Raw genomic sequence first — 16,593 nt, forward strand, 5'->3', positions numbered from 1 at the left:
CCGCACCGGCGCGTGCGCATCACTTTCAGAACGCGTTCCGAAAGTACTTCACGAGGCACTGCGCGCGATGCTACTTTCGGAACGCGTTCCTAAAGTGTGTCAGCACGTTTCAGTACGTTCCTGAAGCCGCCGTCAGCCCGTGAGATGCGGAGCAAACGATGACCAGTCATGTGGAAATCCGGCCGGGGCGCACGCTCGCCGCCGTGGCCGTCGTGCAGTTCATGGTCTCCCTCGACCTGTCGGTCGTGAACGTGGGACTTCCCCGGATCGCGGCCGGCCTCGGCTTCGACGCAGCGGGACTGACCTGGGTGATCCATGCGTACGCCCTGACGTTCGGCGGGCTGCTCCTGCTGGGCGGCAAGGCCGCGGACCGGTACGGGCGAAGGCGCGTACTGCTGGCCGGGCTCGGCCTGTTCGGGCTCGCCTCGCTCGTCGGCGGGTGCGCGCAGGCACCCGGCCAGCTCGTCGCGGCCCGCGCCGCCCAGGGTGTCGGGGCGGCGCTGCTCGCCCCGGCCGCACTCGCCCTGCTGACCTCGACGTTCCCCACGGGCAGGGCCCGGGTGAAGGCCTTCGGCGTGTGGAGCGCGATGAACGCCGCGGGCGGTGCGCTCGGGGTGCTCGTCGGCGGTCTGCTCACGCAGTACGCGGGCTGGCGCTGGGTGATGTTCGTGAACGTACCGATGGCCGCGGGAGCCCTGGTGCTGGCGCGACGCGGGGCCGCCGACGGACCCTCGGCCGTACGCGGCGGACGTCCCGACGTGGTCGGCGCGGTGCTCGCCACCTCCGGCATCGCCCTGCTCGTGTTCGGCGTGGTCCGTACGGACCGCCACGCGTGGACGTCCGCGACCACCCTCACCACGCTCGCGGCCGCCGCCCTGCTGCTGGCCGCGTTCCTGTACGTCGAGCGCACCACGACCCGTGAACCGCTCCTGCGGCTCGGCCTGTTCGCCCACCGCTCGGTCGCCGGCGCGAACACGTACAACCTGCTGGTCGGCGCCGCCATGACGCCCACGTTCTACTTCGTGTCCCTCTACGTGCAGCGCGTCCTCGGCACGGGACCGGCGATGACCGGGCTGATGTTCCTGCCCTTCGCGCTCGGTGTGGTGGCCGGTTCGGTGCTGGCCGTGAAGCTGGGCCACCGGTTCGCGCCGCGCACGCTGCTGGTCGTCGGCGCGCTGCTCACCGCCGTCGGATTCGGCTGGTTCGGGCTGATCAGCGCCGACGGGTCGTTCGTCGTCGACGTGCTCGGGCCCTCCATCGTCGCGAGCGTCGGCTTCGGGCTCTGCCTCGGCCCGGTCGTCTCACTGGCCACCGCGGGTGTGGCCGCGCACGAGAGCGGCACCGCCTCCGGCCTGCTCAACAGTTCGCGCCAGATCGGCGCCTCGCTCGGCCTCGCCGCACTGGGCACCGCGGCCCAGCACCGCACCGGCACCGCCACCACCATCGAGGCCCTCAACAGCGGCTACGCCCTGGGGCTTGCCCTCGGCGCGGCGCTGCTGCTGGCGGCCGCCGTCATCGCGCTCACCGTGCTGCGCGGGAGCCGACGCGTCGCGCCGCCCGAGCCCCGCACCGACCGGGACCAGGACCTCGTCCCGGCCCGCAACTGACGCCGGAGTTCCCCGGGTTGGTGTGCGTAGCGTTGGATGTGCGGTGTTGCCACGATCGCCGCACAGTGCTTACAGGAGCTCCCATGTCCGAACGACCCGAAGCGCAAGAGCCGCGCACCGCCATGACCACCGAGGAGATCGAGGCGGCCCACGTGGCCGCGCCGCCCAAGCTCAACGGCCGGGTCACGCTGCGGGAGTACGACCCCCGGTGGCCGGTGGTCTTCGATCGCGAGGCCGCCCGCATGCGGGAGCTCCTCGGGCACGTCGAGCACCGGATCGAGCACGTCGGCTCCACGTCCGTGCCCGGCCTGCCCGCCAAGCCGGTCATCGACGTGCTCCTGATCGTCCCGGACGCCGGCGACGAAGCGAGCTACGTACCGGCCCTGGAGGAGCTCGGCTACACGCTCGTCATCCGTGAGCCCGAGTGGTACGAGCACCGCCTGCTGCGCAAGTACGACCTCGACCCGAGCAGCGAGTCGGCCAACCTGCACGTCCTGCCCGAGGGCTGCGAGGAAGTCGTCCGCATGCTGCGCTTCCGCGACCGGCTGCGCACGGACGACGGTGACCGCAAGCTGTACGCGGATGCCAAGCGGTCGCTGTCCCGGCAGACCTGGGAGTACGTGCAGAACTACGCCGACGCCAAGTCCGAGGTCGTCGCGGCGATCCTGGAGCGGGCGATGGCGGGCGACGGATCCGGGCCGGACGCGTAGGCCCCGGGCAGCCCTCTACGCGACGTCGGGCCGTGTGCTCAGCGGGTCCCTCAGGTGCAGTTCCATCCTCGGCCCGGTGAGGGGCACGGCGCTCCACGCCGCCGTCGCCGTACCCGCGTCGGCGTCGACGGCCAGGCGGACCCGGTGCGCGCTGGTGATGACGAAGAGGTCGGCGACGAACGTGTCGCCCTGCCAGGCTCCGGCCGCGACGACGGGGCGGCCGAGCGGGGAGCTTTCCCGCCACGTGTGGTGGCCGACCTCGATGTCGAAGAGCGACTCGACGCGTACGAGCCAGCCGCGGGCGGTGGGTTCGACGACGACCGTCGTGCCGTCGGGCAGGGCCGCGTCCTCGGCGGAGGCGTCGATCTTCGCGCTGACCGAACGCTCCGGATCGGCCGCGCCGGTCACCAAGGGGAGCGCGAGGCGCCGCAGCCGGTCGGCCAGGAGTGCGTCGTCGCGGGCGCTGTCCCGCACTCCGATGCCGGGCAGCAGGCACTCCCACAGGGCGTCGAACACCTCCTGGGACTCGCCTTCGGCGGTGATGGCGACTACGAGATCGTGCGAGGGGACCACCACGCACTGCTGCCCGAAGGCGCCCTGCCCGTGGTAGCCGTGCCGCGACCGCCAGAACTGGTAGCCGTACCCGCGGGCGAAGTCCAACTGGTCCGCCCCGTCGAGGACCCACTCGCAGTCGACGTGCCGTGCGGTGGCGAGCTCCACCCAGCCCCGCGACACGAGTTGCTCATCGCCCCACAGGCCGCCGCGCAGCAGCAGTTGACCGAAGGCGGCGACGGCTTCGGTCGTGAGGTGCAGGCCGTGGAATCCGAAGGCGGCACCGCTCGCCACCCGGTCCCACTCGGCGTGCTCGACGCCCATCGGCGTGAAGAGGCGCTCGTCGAGGAATTCCGGAAGGCCGAGGCCGGTGACCCGTTCCACCATCCGGGCCAGGACGAAGGTGGTCGTGTTGTCGTAGGTGTGCCGTGTTCCCTCCTCAATGCCGAACGGCAGGCGCAGGAAGCCCTTCACCAGGTCGCCGGGTTCCCTCTGCCACGCCTCTTCGAGACTGTCCGCCGGATGTCCGACCGTCATGGACAGCAGGTGGTGAACGGTGATGCGGCGTCCCTGTTCCGAGGCGTCGGCCGGGACGTGGTCGGGCAGCACGTCCACGATGCGGTCGTCCAGGGAGAGCAGCCCGTCGTCGATCGCGAGGCCCACGGCGATCGACGTGAACGACTTGGTCAACGAGTAGAGGAGATGGGGGCGTTCGGCCGAGTACGGCGCCCACCATCCTTCGGCGACGACGTGACCGTGGTGCACGATCATGAGCGAGTGACACGTGCCGGATCGCGCTTCGAGCCGGTCGACGAGCGCGGCGATCGCACGGGACGACATCCCCGAGTCAGCCGGTGCCGAGCGTGGAAGCAGCGTGCGCTGAGAAGGCATTCCGACTTCCTAACAGAAGATCCACGCGGGCCGGGACCGATTTCCGGTGGAACGGCGATCGGGGCCCGGGACGCCCTCCCACCGATCCCGGTATGCGAGACGTCAATGTCCGCGATACGGAACGGTGTTGTTCCGGTGGCATGCCCACGTAGAGGATGCGCACATGGCCCTCGTTCTCGTCTCGCGTCGTCACGTAGATCTTCTGCGTGTCTCCACGATGCTCTGTCGGGCCTTCTCGCAGCGCCCCGCGCCGCACTGCTGAAGCTCTCCGTACAGCCTCGCAGTGGCTCGGCCCCGGTAGCGCCACGCCGTCCGTGGACGGCTTCCTTCTCGTTCTGACGCGCCCCGCACCTTCGTGAACTCCGGGGCGCGGGCCCTGTGTTGCCTTCTGCTTGTCTGTCGAGGTGTCGTCATGCCCGAATCCCGTCCCTTGCTGCACTGGTTCCTGCCCACCGGAGGTGACGGGCGCGACCCCGGCGGCGTCACTTCCGTACAGGCGCGCAGTGGTGCGGCGACCCGGCGGCCCGCCGATGTCGGGTATCTGTCCCAAGTCGCGCGCGCCGCCGAGCAGGTGGGGTTCACGTCCCTGCTCACTCCGGTCGGGCTCGGCTGTGTGGATCCGTGGATCCTCACGTCCGCGCTGGCGCAGCACACGGAGCGCATCGGCTTCCTCGTCGCCTTCCGCACGGGATTCGCCAGCCCGACGCTGCTGGCCCAACAGGCCGACGCCTTCCGGCGGTTCACCGCAGGACGGCTGCGTCTGAACATCGTCACCGGCGGCGACCCGGCCGAGCAGCGCGCCTACGGGGACCGGCTCGCGCACGACCAGCGGTACGAGCGCACCGACGAGGTGATGGCCGTGCTGCGTGATCTGCTGGACGGCAAACGCGTCGACTTCCACGGCGAGCACGTCAGGATCGAGGGCGCTCAGCTCACCGATCCGGCCGTCGAGCACCACGTCCCGTTCTACTTCGGCGGCGCATCGGCGGCCGCCGAGAAGGTGGCCGCGCGGCGTGCCGACGTACAACTCCTGTGGGGCGAGCCGCCGCACGCCGTCGCCGAGCGGGTGCGCCGGCTCCGCGAGCGCAGCCCCGGGCTGCGCTTCGGGCTGCGTCTGCACGTGATCAGCCGCGACACGGCCGACGAGGCGTGGGCCGAGGCGGACCGGATCCTGGCGGGCATGGACCCCGAGGCGGTCGCGGCGAGCCAGGCGCGTTTCGCCCGCATGGACTCCGCGGGGCAGGCCCGGATGACGTCGCTGCACGGCGGTTCGACGGACGGTCTGACCATCGCGCCGAACCTGTGGGCCGGAATCGGGCTCGTCCGGGAAGGGGCGGGCACCGCGCTGGTGGGCAGCCACGACGAGGTCGCCGAGCGGCTCGACGAGTACCGCAGGCTGGGCATCTGCGAGTTCATCCTCTCCGGCTATCCGCATCTGGAGGAGGCCTTCCGGGTCGGCGAGGAAGTCGCCCCGCGGCTGCGCCGCCTGGCCGCGGGCGATGCCCGATGAGCGCGCTGCAGACGGCGGACCGGCCCGGTCTCGACGGTCCGGTGTCGCACGGTCCGGCACCGGCCGGGGCGGCGGCACGCCTGCGCGGTTACCTGCCGGCCCTGCGCTGGCTGGCCCTGCGCGCCGTGGCGCTTGCCGTTCTGCTGGCCGCTTGGCAGGCCGCGGTGGCCGCTCAGCTGTGGCCCCGCGTCCTCGTCCCCTCCCCCGGCGACGTGTGGCACGCGTTCGTCCAGGCCAACTCCGTGCACGACGGCGTACGGGGCTTCAGCAACCACCTGCTCGTCGAGCATCTCGGCGTCAGCCTGCGGCGGATCGGGATCGGCACCGGCTACGCCGCTCTGGTCGGTGTGCCGCTCGGACTGCTCATCGGTGCCGTGAAGCCGGTCGCCGTCGTCCTCGAACCGGCGGTCACCTTTCTGCGGACGCTGCCTCCGCTGGCGTACCTGTCGCTGCTCGTCATCTGGTTCGGCATCGACGAGTCCCCGAAGATCTGGCTGCTCGTCATCGCCGCGCTGCCGCCGATCGCCGCCGCGACGGCCGCCGCCGTCCGCGACGTACCGGCCGAACTCGTCGAAGCGGCAAAGGCGTTGGGCTCCGGGCCGCTGTCCCTGCTGCTGTCGGTGCGGCTGCCCGCCGCGCTCCCCGAGATCCTCACCGGCATCCGGATCGCCGTCGGCGTCGCCTACACCTCGGTCGTCGCGGCCGAGACCATCAACGGCGTGCCCGGCATCGGCGGAATGATCCGTGACGCCCAGCGCTACAACCAGACCGCGGTCGTCGTGGTCGGCATTCTCGCCATCGGCATCTCCGGGATCGTCCTCGACGCCCTCCTCAAGGGCGTCGAACGGATCGCCGTCCCGTGGCGCGGCCGCGCCTGACTCCCCGTCAACCCGCTTCAACAGTCCAGGAGTTCCGCCATGCCTTCTGCCGTGCCCGCACGTCCTGCCCGTCGCACGCCGCTGGTGACCGCCACCGCCCTGTCCCTCGCCCTCGCGGCGACCGCCTGCGGCACCGGCGCCTCGGACACCGCCTCGAGCCGTGTCCAGGTGCGCATCGCCTACCAGGCGATACCCAATGCCGACCTCGTCGTCAAACACCAGCACCTGTTGGAGAAGGCCCTGCCGGACGTCGATGTGAAGTGGGTGAAGTTCGACTCGGGCGGTGACGTCAACACCGCCGTGATCGCCGGGGCGGTCGACCTCGGACTCGCCGGCTCCAGCCCGGTCACCAAGGGCCTGTCCGCGCCCTTGAACATCCCGTACAAGGTGCTGTGGATCCATGACGTCATCGGCGACAACGAAGCCCTCGTCGCGAGGAAGAGCACCGGCATCACCACGGTGGCGCGCCTGAAGGGGAAGAAGATCGCCACCCCGTTCGGCTCCACGTCGCACTACTCGCTGCTCGCCGCGCTGCAGGCGGCGGGGCTCAAGCAGTCCGACGTCACCCTCATCGACCTGCAGCCGCAGGACGCGCTGGCCGCCTGGCAGCGCGGGGACATCGACGCCGCGTACGTGTGGACGCCCACCCTGGGCGAACTCCACAAGGACGGCACGGTCCTCACCACCAGCCGCGACATCGCCAAGTCCGGGAAGCCGACGGCCGACCTGGGCGTCGTCACCGACGACTTCGCCGCGAAGCACCCGTCGATCGTCACCGCGTGGCTCAAGGCGGAGGACAAGGCGGTCGCCCAGGCCAAGTCCGACCCGGCCGAGGCCGCTGCCTCCATCGGCGCCGAACTCGGTATCTCCACGCCTGAGGCGCAGGCCCAGTTGAAGCAGCTGGTCCTGCTCAGCGCCAAGCAGCAGCAGGGCGCCGCCTACCTCGGCACCCCGGCCGCGCCCGGCGAGCTCGCCGACAATCTGCGTGACGCCGCCGTGTTCCTCAAGGGACAGAAGGCCGTCGACGCGGTTCCCGCCCGCTCGGTCTTCACCGAGGCGCTCGCCGTCAAGGAGCTCGCCCGTGCCACCCGCTGAGACGACCGCCACCACGACCGCTTCCACCGCCACGGACGTCGACGACATCACGCTGGAGGCGGTCAGCGTCCGCTACGGCTCCGCGAAGGCTCCCGTCACGGCCGTCGACGCCGTCTCCCTGACCGTCGGCGCGGGCGAGTTCGTCGTGCTGGTGGGGCCGTCCGGATGCGGCAAGACGACGCTGCTGCGGCTGATCGCCGGGTTCGAGACCCCGGCCCGGGGCAGCGTCGGCGTACGTCGCTCCGTCGGTGTCGTGTTCCAGCAGCCCCGGCTGTTCCCCTGGCGCACCGTCGGCGGCAACATCGCCTACGCCCTGGCCCGGCACGGCGTGCCCCGCCGTCAACGCGCGGACCGCACACAGCAGTTGCTGGAGCGGGTCGGTCTCGCCGGGATGGCGGGCCGCCGCACCTGGGAACTGTCGGGCGGTCAGCAGCAGCGCGTGGCCATCGCCCGTGCCCTGGCCACCGAACCGCACGTCCTGCTGATGGACGAACCGTTCGCGGCGCTCGACGCCCTCACGCGGGAGCGGCTTCAGGAGGAGGTACGTTCGCTGGCCGACACCACGGGCACGACCGTGCTGTTCGTGACGCACTCCGCCGAGGAGGCGGTCCTGCTCGGCTCCCGGGTCCTGGTGATGGCCGCGGAGCCCGGGCGCATCGTGTCCGAGGTGCCGATCGGCCTGGCGCGCGGCGCGGGTGCGGCCGCCGTCGCGGATCTCAGGTCGACGGCCGAATTCTCCTCGCTGCGGGGCGAGTTGGCGTCGGTCATGCGCGGCGCGGCCACGGCCTGAGGCCAGCGCCGGGGAGACCTTCTCCCCGGCGTCCTCGGGCAGCCATGCGGCCCGGCACATATCGTCCCTGTAGCAAAAACCCCATACGGGCCGACAACGCCGCGCTGTCTTGACTGGCGTACATGCATCGCATCCCGTCATCGGTCCGGAATCCGAGGCGTCGGACTCACCGGCGTCTCATGATCGGCTTGATAGCCGTCATCGCGGCGATCGCCGCACCTCTCGGATATCAGGCACTGCATTCCTCTTCTTCCGATTCTTCCGATTCTTCTGATCATTCCGATTCTTCCGAAGCCGCGGCGTCCCCGCCTTCCCGGACCGCGTCACCGTCGCCTTCCCCCGACTCGTCGCCTTCGCTCGAACAGTCCCCCGCGCCGCCACGGGACTCCCGCGGCGAGCCCCGTGGCGCGGTGGGCAAGACCGACGGTGTCGTCCCCGACGGCACGACGGTCTTCGACGACGGGGTTCCGGCCGTGTCCCACCTCACCCCCGAGCTGCTGAAGGCGTTGCGCCGGGCGGCGACCGATGCCTCCGGCGGCGGCGTCGCGTTCTACGTGAACAGTGGCTGGCGCTCCCCGCGGTACCAGGACCAGCTGCTGCGCCGGGCCGTCGCCGAGTACGGGTCCGAGGAAGAGGCCGCCCGTTGGGTGGCCACCGCGAAGACGTCCTCCCACGTCTCGGGGGACGCCGTCGACATCGGGCGTACGAACGCGGCGACCTGGCTGTCGGAACACGGCGCCGCGTACGGGCTCTGTCAGATCTACCGGAACGAGCCCTGGCACTTCGAACTGCGCAGCGAAGCCGTCGCCCACGGCTGCCCGCGCATGTATGCCGACCCCACGCAGGACCCGAGGATGCAGCAGTGACCGGCGGCCGACCGCGCGTCGACGCGCATCACCTCGGCCCTGCGCCCGGCCCGACGGGCCCGTCGGTCTCGCCCTCCGCCGTGAACTCCCTTGCCAGGCCCGTCTCGTGGAGCCGCGCGAAGGGTGTGAACGGGATGCCGTACTCGGACTCGCCGCGGTCGAAGTTCCAGGTCTTGTGCACCGAGAAGCGGTACGGCGTTCGCACGGTCCCGTCCGGCCCGACCTCGGCGCTGCCGACGACCCGGAACTGCACCCCGCGCAGCGCGAGCCACAGGTCGCGGCTCGCAGACCGGGTGATCAGCACCCCGCGCCACCCGCTGTCGGCGGGGTACGTTCCCGGCGGCAGGGTGCGCGCCTCCTCCCGCCAGTGGGCGAGCTGTGCATCGACGGCGTCGCGGACGACGGGGACGGCGAGCAGGGCGTGGGCGTCGAGCGCGAACGGTGTGCCCGTGCCGCGCAGGTAGTGCCCGAAGGCGTCGGCCGCGGTACGCCAGCCGAGTGCCGCCCACAGCGGTGGCACCGCCCGGCACAGCAGCTTCAGGGCGCGGTCGCCGGGGCGGGGCCGCAGGCTCGCGTACGGCGCGTTCCCGTTGGGCAGCGCGGGCTCGTCACGGCCTCCGTCACGGCCGATGAGAACGCCCTGCTCGCTGCTGCCCATGAACCGACGCTATGCGGCAACGCACCGGAGCGCCTGGCGTCCGGCCTCCGCACGTCCTGTCCGGGGCCGGTCAGGTGAACCGCTCCGGGCGGAAGTCCGCCGGCATCCCGGCCCTCTTCCCGCCGAGGACCTCCGCGGCGAGGAGCCGGCCGATCACGGGGCCGAGGGTGATGCCGCTGTGGGTGACCGCCTCGTAGTAGCCGGGCACCGAGGGCACGGCTCCCACCGAAGGGAAGCCGTCGCCTGGGACGGGCCGGTGGGCCACCCGTGTCCGTGCGACACGGGCGGTGCCGAGTTCCGCGACGACGTGCCCGGCCGAGGTGTGGAGCAGGCGTGCCAGTTCCGCGGGCTGTGCACCGGTGTCGACGAGTGCGTCGATCTCGCGGCTGTGGAGGAGCACCGTGCCCGGTCCGTCCGGGCGGAGCTCGACGTGCGGCGCGTGCATGGCCCGGTGGACCGGCACCCGGGCGCAGTCGATCCGGGCGACGAAGCCGGGTTCGCGCCGCATCGGCAGGTGCCGTGCGACGAGCCCGGCGACGTCGGCCGCGTCGGGTCCCGCCGCGTTCACGACGGCGTCGACGTCGAGGCGGCTCCCGTCCGACAGCGTCACGGTCCTGACGGTTCGCCCGGGGCCGGTTCCGATGGCGCGGACCCGGGTGCCGGTGCGCAGTTCGGCCCCGGCCGCGACGGCTCGGCGGACCAGCCGGCCGACGAGACGACGTCCGTGCACCCACGCCTCGTCGGCGCAGTACAGCACCGGCGTGCTGTCCGGCACGGTGAGGGCGGGTTCGAGGCGGCGGCGCACCTCGGCCCCCGTGCACACCTCGACCGTGTAGCCCCAACCGGCCAGCAGTGCGGCCGAGTTCAGCAGATTCTCCTGTCCCGCGGGATCGTCCGCCCAGCGCAGGTGGCCGCTGGGAAACCACCAGCCGTCCGGCCCGATGTCCGCCGCCAGGTTCCGGTGCTCCGCCATGCCCGCGACGTTCAGCTCGAAGTACGACCTGCGCGCAGTCTTGTTGGCGGCATTGACCCACGAGAACGACCAGTCGGTGACGCCTTCGCCCGGCCGGCCCGCGTCGACGAGCACCACCTCGGCACCGAGCCGCGCCAGGTTCCAGCCCACGCAGACTCCGAGCATGCCCACGCCGATGACGGCGACCCGCGCCCGCCGCCGCACTCCCTCGACGCCCACCCGCGTACTCCCTCCAGGATCCGGCCCCAACTCCCGCTTCCCCCAGGCCCCTACCCCCTCGCGCCGAGTCTTCTGCCCCGCACGGGGAGGCCCATATCAGCCGGGCCGTCGGACGGCACCTCTCCTATGCCCTCGGCGAAGCAGGGTCCCGCAACCGCACGCCGGTGTGTTTGAGTCTGCTGATGGAGATCTTGGTACTGGGCGGGACGGCGTGGGTGGGCCGCGAGATCGCGCGGCAGGCACTGGAGCGCGGGCATCGGGTGACGTGTCTGGCGCGCGGCGAGAGCGGCGCGGTGGCCGACGGCGCGTCATTGGTCGTCGCGGACCGGCGCGACCCTTCGGCGTACGAGGGGCTGGCGGACCGGGACTGGGACGCCGTGGTCGAGGTGTCCTGGCAGCCGGGTTTCGTGCGCGGGGCGCTGGCGGCCCTCGGCGAGCGGACGGCCCACTGGTCGTACGTGTCGTCGATCAGCGCGTACGCCTCGCACGCGCAGGTGGGCGCGGACGAGTCGGCTCAGCTCCTGTCGGCGGCCGAGGGGGACGAGGTCGACCGTGAGGAGTACGGGCACGCGAAGGTGACCTGCGAGCAGGCGTCGGCGGCCGCGGTGGGCGACCGGCTCCTCGTCGCGCGCGCCGGACTGATCGGCGGTCCCGGTGACCACACCGGGCGCACCGGGTACTGGGTGGGACGCGCGGCACGCGAGCCGCTGGCGCCCCTGCTGGTGCCCGCCTGGACCGACGTGGCGACGCAGGCGGTCGACGCACGGGACCTGGCCGCGTGGCTCCTCGACTGTGCCGGGAACGGGACGACCGGCACGTACGACGCGGTCGGCCCGATCGTGCCGTTCGCAGAGTGGCTCGCGCTGTCGCGGCAGATCGGTGGTCACACCGGGCCCCTGGTGGAGGCCGGCACCGAGTGGCTCCTCGAGCAGAAGGTGGGGCAGTTCATGGGTCCGGAGTCGCTCGCCATGTGGATGGCCGACCCGGAATGGGCCGGTTTCAGCGCCCGCGACGGTTCCGCGGCCGCCGCGGCGGGCCTTCGGCACCGGCCGAGGACCGAGCTGCTTGCGGACGTTCTGCGCTGGGAGCGGGAGCAGGGTCTGGACCGGCCCCGCCGGGCCGGCCTGAGCGGCGAGCGCGAACGCGCCCTGCTGGAAGCGTGGGGATGAGCACGAGGAGGCCAGGGGCGGTGCCGGGGCGGACCGCCCCGGCACCGCACTCGGCCGGACGGTCGGTCAGGCCAGCGGGATGTCCAGGTAGGACGGGTGCGCGTCCGGCGAGGACACGGTGAGGGAAGCGCCCTTCGCGTTGGCGTCGGCGTAGAACGGGTCCTGGCTGTCGATGACCAGCATCAGGCGGTGCCCGGCCGGCACGTCGTAGCCGGTGGCCTGCAGCTCGATCTGCACAGAGCCCTCCTCGCCCGTGCGGGTGGCGGGGGCGTGGGTGATGATGTGCGCGTTGTCGTCCGGGCCGACGTCGAAGAGGTGGGCGACGAAGCTCGACGTCGCGCTGTCGGACGCACAGGTGAGCCGGAGCACCGGGGTGCCGCGCAGCCGGGCGGTGCGGGTGAGGGGTGCGCCCACCCACACACCGGCGTCGCTGCGGCTGATGTCCCGGGTCGCGTAGACCTTGGGGTTGCCCGCCATCTCCGCGTAGCCGGACTTGATGATGAATTCGGCGACGGTGGCCAGGGTGTCGTGGTCCGTGGCGATGGTGCGGGTCCAGCCGTTCTCGGGCTTGTCGGTGAGGGCACCGTCACCGGTGTCGGCGCCCGTGCTGGCGAGATACAGCCGCTGGGGCGCACCGATGTACTCCTCCCAGTCGGCGGCGGCTTCGAGCGCGCTGCCCCACATGATCTGGGTGACCAACTCCCCTTCCTTGTCGATCCCGTTGGCGTCGCCCTTGAGGTGGTGGTTCAGCCAGCGGTGGGCGTCCTGCCAGATGCGGTTCGGCAGGCCGAGGATGCCGCTCATCTCGGGGCTGGAGTGGTCGCCGATGGAGAAGTCGAGCCGCTTGGGCCCGGTGAGGGCGTTGAACATCCGCAGGGTCTGGTTGTTCGGGAAGAGCGTCTCGTGCCAGGCCTGGGCGAAGAACACGGGCACCTGCCGGTCGTTCAGCAGCTCCCGGTGCGTGTACGGGGACCTGCCCTCGGCCCACTGGAGCGTCCCCTCGATGTTCTGCCCGGCGAGGACGTCGTCGAAGACCTGCTGGGTGGTGGCGCTGAGGCGGGCGTTGGCCGCGGCGTTGAGCAGCGCGGTCACCGAGCCGACGTGCCGGGTCTCGTTCTCGTAGAAGGCCTCTCCCAGATCGCCCCAGGTGCTCAGGGCGGCCACGGCCTTCACGCGCTCGTCGTGCGCACCGACGAGCTGGCTGATGCCGGAGCCGTAGGAGTCCCCGAGGAACCCGATGTCGGACGTGGAGGCGGCCTCTTGGAGGAAGTCGATGGCGGCCCTGCCGTCGTTCACGTCGGCCTCCCCCGCGACCTCCACCTCGCCTCCCGACTGGCCGAAGCCACGGGCCGTGTAGGCGAGGACGTGGTACCCGCTCAGCGCGAAGAGGGTTCCTTGCACCGCGTACGCCAGCCAGCCCAGGTCCGTCCACGGGGACGGCATCACGATCGCCGGGCGGGGCCGTGCGTCCTGGTGCTTCCACAGGTACCCGGCGAGCTCGATGCCGCCGCTTCCCGGTACGCGCACCCGGCCCATCTGCAGCAGGGCCCGTGCTTCGCCGGCCTCTTCCGCGCGGGTGGCGGACAGCCCGGCGGTGTCCCCGCTCTCGAGCGAGCTCACGAACCGGAGGAGCGCGGCCTCGTCCAGCTCCGGATAGAGACCGATCGGTTGCCGTCCCTGCGCCTGTTCCTGCCCACGAGAGGCCATGTCCGAACTCCCTTCCGGCGGGCCCGGGTTGCTCCGGTCCCGCAAGGCTTCCGACGTCGACGCCGATGAGACTCCTCCGCCCGGGGGCACGGCGATGAGTAGTCGGTGAGCCTTTGTGCGGAATGGCCGGATAGGCAGCGTTAGGCGGTGTTGCTCCTGAGTTCAAAGGGTGCGCAGGGCCGAGCGCGGTCTATGCGTCACGGCCGGGGCAGCGCGTGGGCGGGGTCGTGGAGGTGTGCCGCAGCCAGCACGAGTCGACCTCGCGGCCGTTCGGCAGGGTGTGGAGCGGGGGTCCGTCGTCGGCGACGAACCCGGCGCGGGCCAGGGCGCCCGCGGACGCGGCGTTCGCCGACTCGTGCCCTGCTCGCACGGTACGAAGTCCCAGGTGGGCGTGGCCGAGGAGCACGGCGGCTCCGAACAGCTCCGCGCCGAGGCCCTGGCCGCGCGCGTGCGGGGCCAGTTGACCGCCGAGTTCGCCCGAGCCCGCGTCCAGCATCACGCTCCCGGCGTACCGGCCGTCGTCCAGACGTACGCCGATCAGCAACTCCACCTGGTCGGCGGCGGGTTCGAAGGGCCGTGCCAGCGACTTCCGCACCTGCGGGGTGAATCGACGGGTGTCGAGGTCGCCCGGGTGCAGCGCCAGCAGCGCCTCGCGCACGCGCGCGTCCGTGACGATCTGCCCGTCCGCCCAGCCGAGCCAGCGCCGGGCCTCGGGGTCCGAGCCGCAGGCCGTGGCGACGGCGAGGTCCAGCATGGTCGCCGGGGTGTAGAGCAGCAGGCGCTCCGTGCGGAGCGTGTGCCGTCCTCCTCCGCAGGGGCCGGGCCGCGGAAGCCTGGGAGCCGCTCGCCCGCGACGCAGCAGTGACCGGATCATGTGCCCCCCCCCGAGCTCTTTGCCGCCGGAGTCTACGAGTTCGCGGGCGCGGACCGGTGCTCCGCCCGTAAATTCAGTGGCTGCGAGGGGCGAGAGGCCGTTAGCGTGCTGCCGCCCGCAGTCACCCCGTCAAGGACGTGCCGATGTACACCAAGTGAGAACCCCCGAACGCTGATCCGTCGCGCGACGCAGGTGTGCGCCGCGCTCCTTTTCGCTGCGGTCTTCTCACTGAAATCGGTGTCTCTCCATGTCCACGACCTGGGCGGTCACGCCCACATGCCTGCCGATCGTTCTCCGCCGTTGCCACCGGTGTGCCTCCGGGCGCTGCCGGGCACACGGCCCGCTCCGTGCCCGTGTGCACCACAGGCCCTTCGACGCCTGGCTCCGCGCATTGAACGAGAGCGCAGTTGCCGCTCCACGCCTCACCGTGGAGGCGATGCACGTACGTCTCGCTCCCGGCGCTGCGGCCCGCCTGTTCCAGGACCCGGCCGCGCGGCGTCACACGGCGATCCGCCGGCTGCGGACCGACCGGCCTGCCTGGCAGTCGCCGTACGGCCCGCCGTCGCACCGGACGCACCGCGGCCGGTGGGCCCCCGAGCCGGGGGTGGGCCGGTCCCTGGCCGCCGACCGGCGCGCCCACCTGTGCGCGCGCTGCGACTGATCACCGCACGGTTCGGATTTTCACAAGCTGAGCCTCGGGCCTGTCCGGCAGTATCCGAGCTGCCGGACAGGCCTCTTGGCCAACGCGCACGGGCTCTCCTTCATCTCCTCCTTCACCAGGGGCACTTCCGAGCCGCCCTCCGGTTACGGAGAACCCGTGCGCGCATTCAGGTGATTTGCGTCGGGAAGGTGGAGATTCGGTGCATAAACTCCCGTCCGTGACAGATCGTCAGTTCACGTCATCCGCCGACGGCGCGGCCGACGTGGTCATCCTCGGTGCGGGGCCCGCCGGGCTCGTCGTCGCCAATCTGCTCCAGGCCCGCGGCATCGACTGCGTCGTCCTCGAGCGGGCAAGCCGTCACCATGTCCGGACCCGGGCGCGTGCGGGATTCCTCGCCGACCACACCGTGCGGGTCCTGGACCGGCACGGCCTGTCGGAGGGGCTCCACCGGTACGGGCAGACCCACGGCACGTGCGAGTTCCGTACCGATGACGGCCGCTTCCGCCTGGACTACGGTGGCCTGGGCCTCGGTGAGCTGCACACCGTCTATCCCCAACAGAACCTGGTGACCGACCTGTTGGGGTCCTTCCTCGCGGCCGGCGGGCGGGCCCTGTTCGAGACCGAGGTCGTCGCCGTGCACGACGCCGACCTCGATCGGCCGTGGGTGAGCGTCCGCGCGCAGGACGGGCGGCCCGGGCGCTGGCGGGCCCGCTACGTCGCCGGGTGCGACGGGCGGCACGGCGCGGCGCGCGGGTCGTTGCCGGACGGGGCGGTGCGGCGCTACCACCGCGACCACCGGGTGACGTGGCTGGGGCTGCTCGCCGAGGCGCCGCCGAGTCTGGACGCGGTGGGCTACGCGGTGCACGAGCGCGGGTTCGCCGGGCACATGGCGCGCAGCGCCGACATCACCCGCTACTACGTGCAGGTCGAGCGGGGCACTCCGGCCGAGTCGTGGTCGCAGGAGCGGATCTGGGACGAGCTGGACCTGCGGATGCGGGCCAAGGAGTACGGGCCGCTGCGCCGGGGGCCGATCGTGCAGCGCGGCATCGTCGACTTCGAGTCGGACGTGCTGGAACCGCTGTCCCACGGCGCGCTGTTCCTGGCCGGGGACGCCGCGAGTCTGATCAGTCCGTCCGCCGCGAAGGGCGCCAATCTGGCAGTCCTGGAAGCCGAGTTGCTCGCCCTCGCCCTCATCGACGACCTCGTGCGCGGCGACCGCTCGGGCCTCGCCACGTATTCGGCACGCTGCCTGGAACGGATCTGGCCGGCGCAGGAGTTCTCGCGCTGGATGATCGACCTGCTGCACGGCCCGTCCGGCACGGACGAGGCCGCGCAGTTCCACAACCGGCTGCGGCGCGCCCGCATGAACGCGCTGCGCACCTCGCGCAGCCAGCAGGACTGGTTCGCCGAGCGGTACATCGGCGTGTGAGGAC

Annotated in this window: 15 protein-coding genes; 10 read left to right on the forward strand and 5 right to left on the reverse strand. The window is 72.0% G+C overall.

What is annotated here, in order from left to right:
- Positions 1-158 precede the first annotated feature (158 nt).
- Both ACIBUY_RS23585 and ACIBUY_RS23590 read left to right on the forward strand, forming a co-directional pair.
- Positions 159-1,607: an MFS transporter gene (locus ACIBUY_RS23585; protein WP_399153574.1), complete on the forward strand. Its 1,449-nt coding sequence runs from the start codon at positions 159-161 to the stop codon at positions 1,605-1,607.
- Positions 1,608-1,690: 83 nt separating this feature from the next.
- Complete coding sequence (locus ACIBUY_RS23590; protein WP_399153575.1) at positions 1,691-2,317, forward strand: GrpB family protein; 627 nt, start codon at positions 1,691-1,693, stop codon at positions 2,315-2,317.
- A gap of 15 nt (positions 2,318-2,332) precedes the next feature.
- On the opposite strand, the gene ACIBUY_RS23595 is transcribed toward ACIBUY_RS23590, so the two are convergent.
- Complete coding sequence (locus ACIBUY_RS23595) at positions 2,333-3,709, reverse strand: serine hydrolase domain-containing protein (RefSeq protein WP_399153576.1); 1,377 nt, start codon at positions 3,707-3,709, stop codon at positions 2,333-2,335.
- Positions 3,710-4,172: 463 nt separating this feature from the next.
- On the opposite strand from ACIBUY_RS23595, the gene ACIBUY_RS23600 reads away from it, so the two are divergent.
- From ACIBUY_RS23600 to ACIBUY_RS23620, 5 genes are all read left to right on the forward strand, one after another.
- Positions 4,173-5,270, forward strand: a complete 1,098-nt coding sequence (locus ACIBUY_RS23600) for an LLM class flavin-dependent oxidoreductase (protein WP_365565465.1) — start codon at positions 4,173-4,175, stop codon at positions 5,268-5,270.
- Complete coding sequence (locus ACIBUY_RS23605; protein WP_365565468.1) at positions 5,267-6,148, forward strand: ABC transporter permease; 882 nt, start codon at positions 5,267-5,269, stop codon at positions 6,146-6,148. The genes ACIBUY_RS23600 and ACIBUY_RS23605 overlap by 4 nt, the downstream gene beginning before the upstream one ends.
- Positions 6,149-6,187: 39 nt before the next feature.
- Entirely contained in the window at positions 6,188-7,243 is a 1,056-nt protein-coding gene (locus ACIBUY_RS23610) for an ABC transporter substrate-binding protein (RefSeq protein ID WP_399153577.1), read from the forward strand.
- A complete protein-coding gene (locus ACIBUY_RS23615; protein ID WP_399153578.1) occupies positions 7,230-8,033 on the forward strand; it encodes an ABC transporter ATP-binding protein in 804 nt (267 codons plus the stop codon). Before ACIBUY_RS23610 ends, ACIBUY_RS23615 begins: the two co-directional genes overlap by 14 nt.
- A 179-nt stretch (positions 8,034-8,212) precedes the next feature.
- Complete coding sequence (locus ACIBUY_RS23620) at positions 8,213-8,899, forward strand: M15 family metallopeptidase (RefSeq protein ID WP_399153579.1); 687 nt, start codon at positions 8,213-8,215, stop codon at positions 8,897-8,899.
- Between the two features lie 28 nt (positions 8,900-8,927).
- Here the strand turns inward: ACIBUY_RS23620 and ACIBUY_RS23625 are convergent, their stop codons facing one another.
- Positions 8,928-9,557 (reverse strand): hypothetical protein, encoded by a 630-nt coding sequence (locus ACIBUY_RS23625; RefSeq protein WP_399153580.1) that lies wholly within the window; start codon positions 9,555-9,557, stop codon positions 8,928-8,930.
- A gap of 70 nt (positions 9,558-9,627) precedes the next feature.
- Positions 9,628-10,749 (reverse strand): NAD(P)/FAD-dependent oxidoreductase, encoded by a 1,122-nt coding sequence (locus ACIBUY_RS23630; protein ID WP_399153581.1) that lies wholly within the window; start codon positions 10,747-10,749, stop codon positions 9,628-9,630.
- 182 nt (positions 10,750-10,931) lie between these two features.
- Between ACIBUY_RS23630 and ACIBUY_RS23635 the strand changes: the two genes are divergently transcribed.
- Positions 10,932-11,918, forward strand: coding sequence for an NAD-dependent epimerase/dehydratase family protein (locus ACIBUY_RS23635; protein ID WP_399153582.1), 987 nt, complete (start codon positions 10,932-10,934; stop codon positions 11,916-11,918).
- 66 nt (positions 11,919-11,984) lie between these two features.
- Here the strand turns inward: ACIBUY_RS23635 and ACIBUY_RS23640 are convergent, their stop codons facing one another.
- Both ACIBUY_RS23640 and ACIBUY_RS23645 read right to left on the reverse strand, forming a co-directional pair.
- A complete protein-coding gene (locus ACIBUY_RS23640) occupies positions 11,985-13,625 on the reverse strand; it encodes a CocE/NonD family hydrolase (RefSeq protein WP_399153583.1) in 1,641 nt (546 codons plus the stop codon).
- 190 nt (positions 13,626-13,815) lie between these two features.
- Positions 13,816-14,499 carry a GNAT family N-acetyltransferase gene (locus ACIBUY_RS23645; RefSeq protein ID WP_399153584.1) on the reverse strand — a complete coding sequence of 228 codons (684 nt, stop codon included), beginning with the start codon at positions 14,497-14,499 and terminating at the stop codon, positions 13,816-13,818.
- Positions 14,500-14,935: 436 nt separating this feature from the next.
- Here ACIBUY_RS23645 and ACIBUY_RS23650 point away from each other — a divergent pair, with 436 nt between their 5' ends.
- Positions 14,936-15,160: a hypothetical protein gene (locus ACIBUY_RS23650; protein ID WP_365565486.1), complete on the forward strand. Its 225-nt coding sequence runs from the start codon at positions 14,936-14,938 to the stop codon at positions 15,158-15,160.
- A 262-nt stretch (positions 15,161-15,422) separates the two neighbouring features.
- On the forward strand, positions 15,423-16,589 hold the full coding sequence (locus tag ACIBUY_RS23655; RefSeq protein WP_365565763.1) for a 4-hydroxybenzoate 3-monooxygenase: 1,167 nt from the start codon (positions 15,423-15,425) through the stop codon (positions 16,587-16,589).
- Positions 16,590-16,593 lie beyond the last annotated feature (4 nt).

This window comes from Streptomyces sp. NPDC050085 (genome assembly GCF_044460595.1).
In the GTDB taxonomy this organism is placed as follows: Bacteria; Actinomycetota; Actinomycetes; order Streptomycetales; family Streptomycetaceae; genus Streptomyces.

Coding starts and splice junctions, on each gene's coding strand:
- ACIBUY_RS23585 (WP_399153574.1), top strand. CDS start 159: ATGACCAGTCATGTGGAAATCCGGCCGGGGCGCACGCTCGCCGCCGTG.
- ACIBUY_RS23590 (WP_399153575.1), top strand. CDS start 1,691: ATGTCCGAACGACCCGAAGCGCAAGAGCCGCGCACCGCCATGACCACC.
- ACIBUY_RS23595 (WP_399153576.1), bottom strand. CDS start 3,709: ATGTCGTCCCGTGCGATCGCCGCGCTCGTCGACCGGCTCGAAGCGCGA.
- ACIBUY_RS23600 (WP_365565465.1), top strand. CDS start 4,173: ATGCCCGAATCCCGTCCCTTGCTGCACTGGTTCCTGCCCACCGGAGGT.
- ACIBUY_RS23605 (WP_365565468.1), top strand. CDS start 5,267: ATGAGCGCGCTGCAGACGGCGGACCGGCCCGGTCTCGACGGTCCGGTG.
- ACIBUY_RS23610 (WP_399153577.1), top strand. CDS start 6,188: ATGCCTTCTGCCGTGCCCGCACGTCCTGCCCGTCGCACGCCGCTGGTG.
- ACIBUY_RS23620 (WP_399153579.1), top strand. CDS start 8,213: ATGATCGGCTTGATAGCCGTCATCGCGGCGATCGCCGCACCTCTCGGA.
- ACIBUY_RS23625 (WP_399153580.1), bottom strand. CDS start 9,557: ATGGGCAGCAGCGAGCAGGGCGTTCTCATCGGCCGTGACGGAGGCCGT.
- ACIBUY_RS23635 (WP_399153582.1), top strand. CDS start 10,932: ATGGAGATCTTGGTACTGGGCGGGACGGCGTGGGTGGGCCGCGAGATC.
- ACIBUY_RS23640 (WP_399153583.1), bottom strand. CDS start 13,625: ATGGCCTCTCGTGGGCAGGAACAGGCGCAGGGACGGCAACCGATCGGT.
- ACIBUY_RS23645 (WP_399153584.1), bottom strand. CDS start 14,499: ATGATCCGGTCACTGCTGCGTCGCGGGCGAGCGGCTCCCAGGCTTCCG.
- ACIBUY_RS23650 (WP_365565486.1), top strand. CDS start 14,936: ATGCACGTACGTCTCGCTCCCGGCGCTGCGGCCCGCCTGTTCCAGGAC.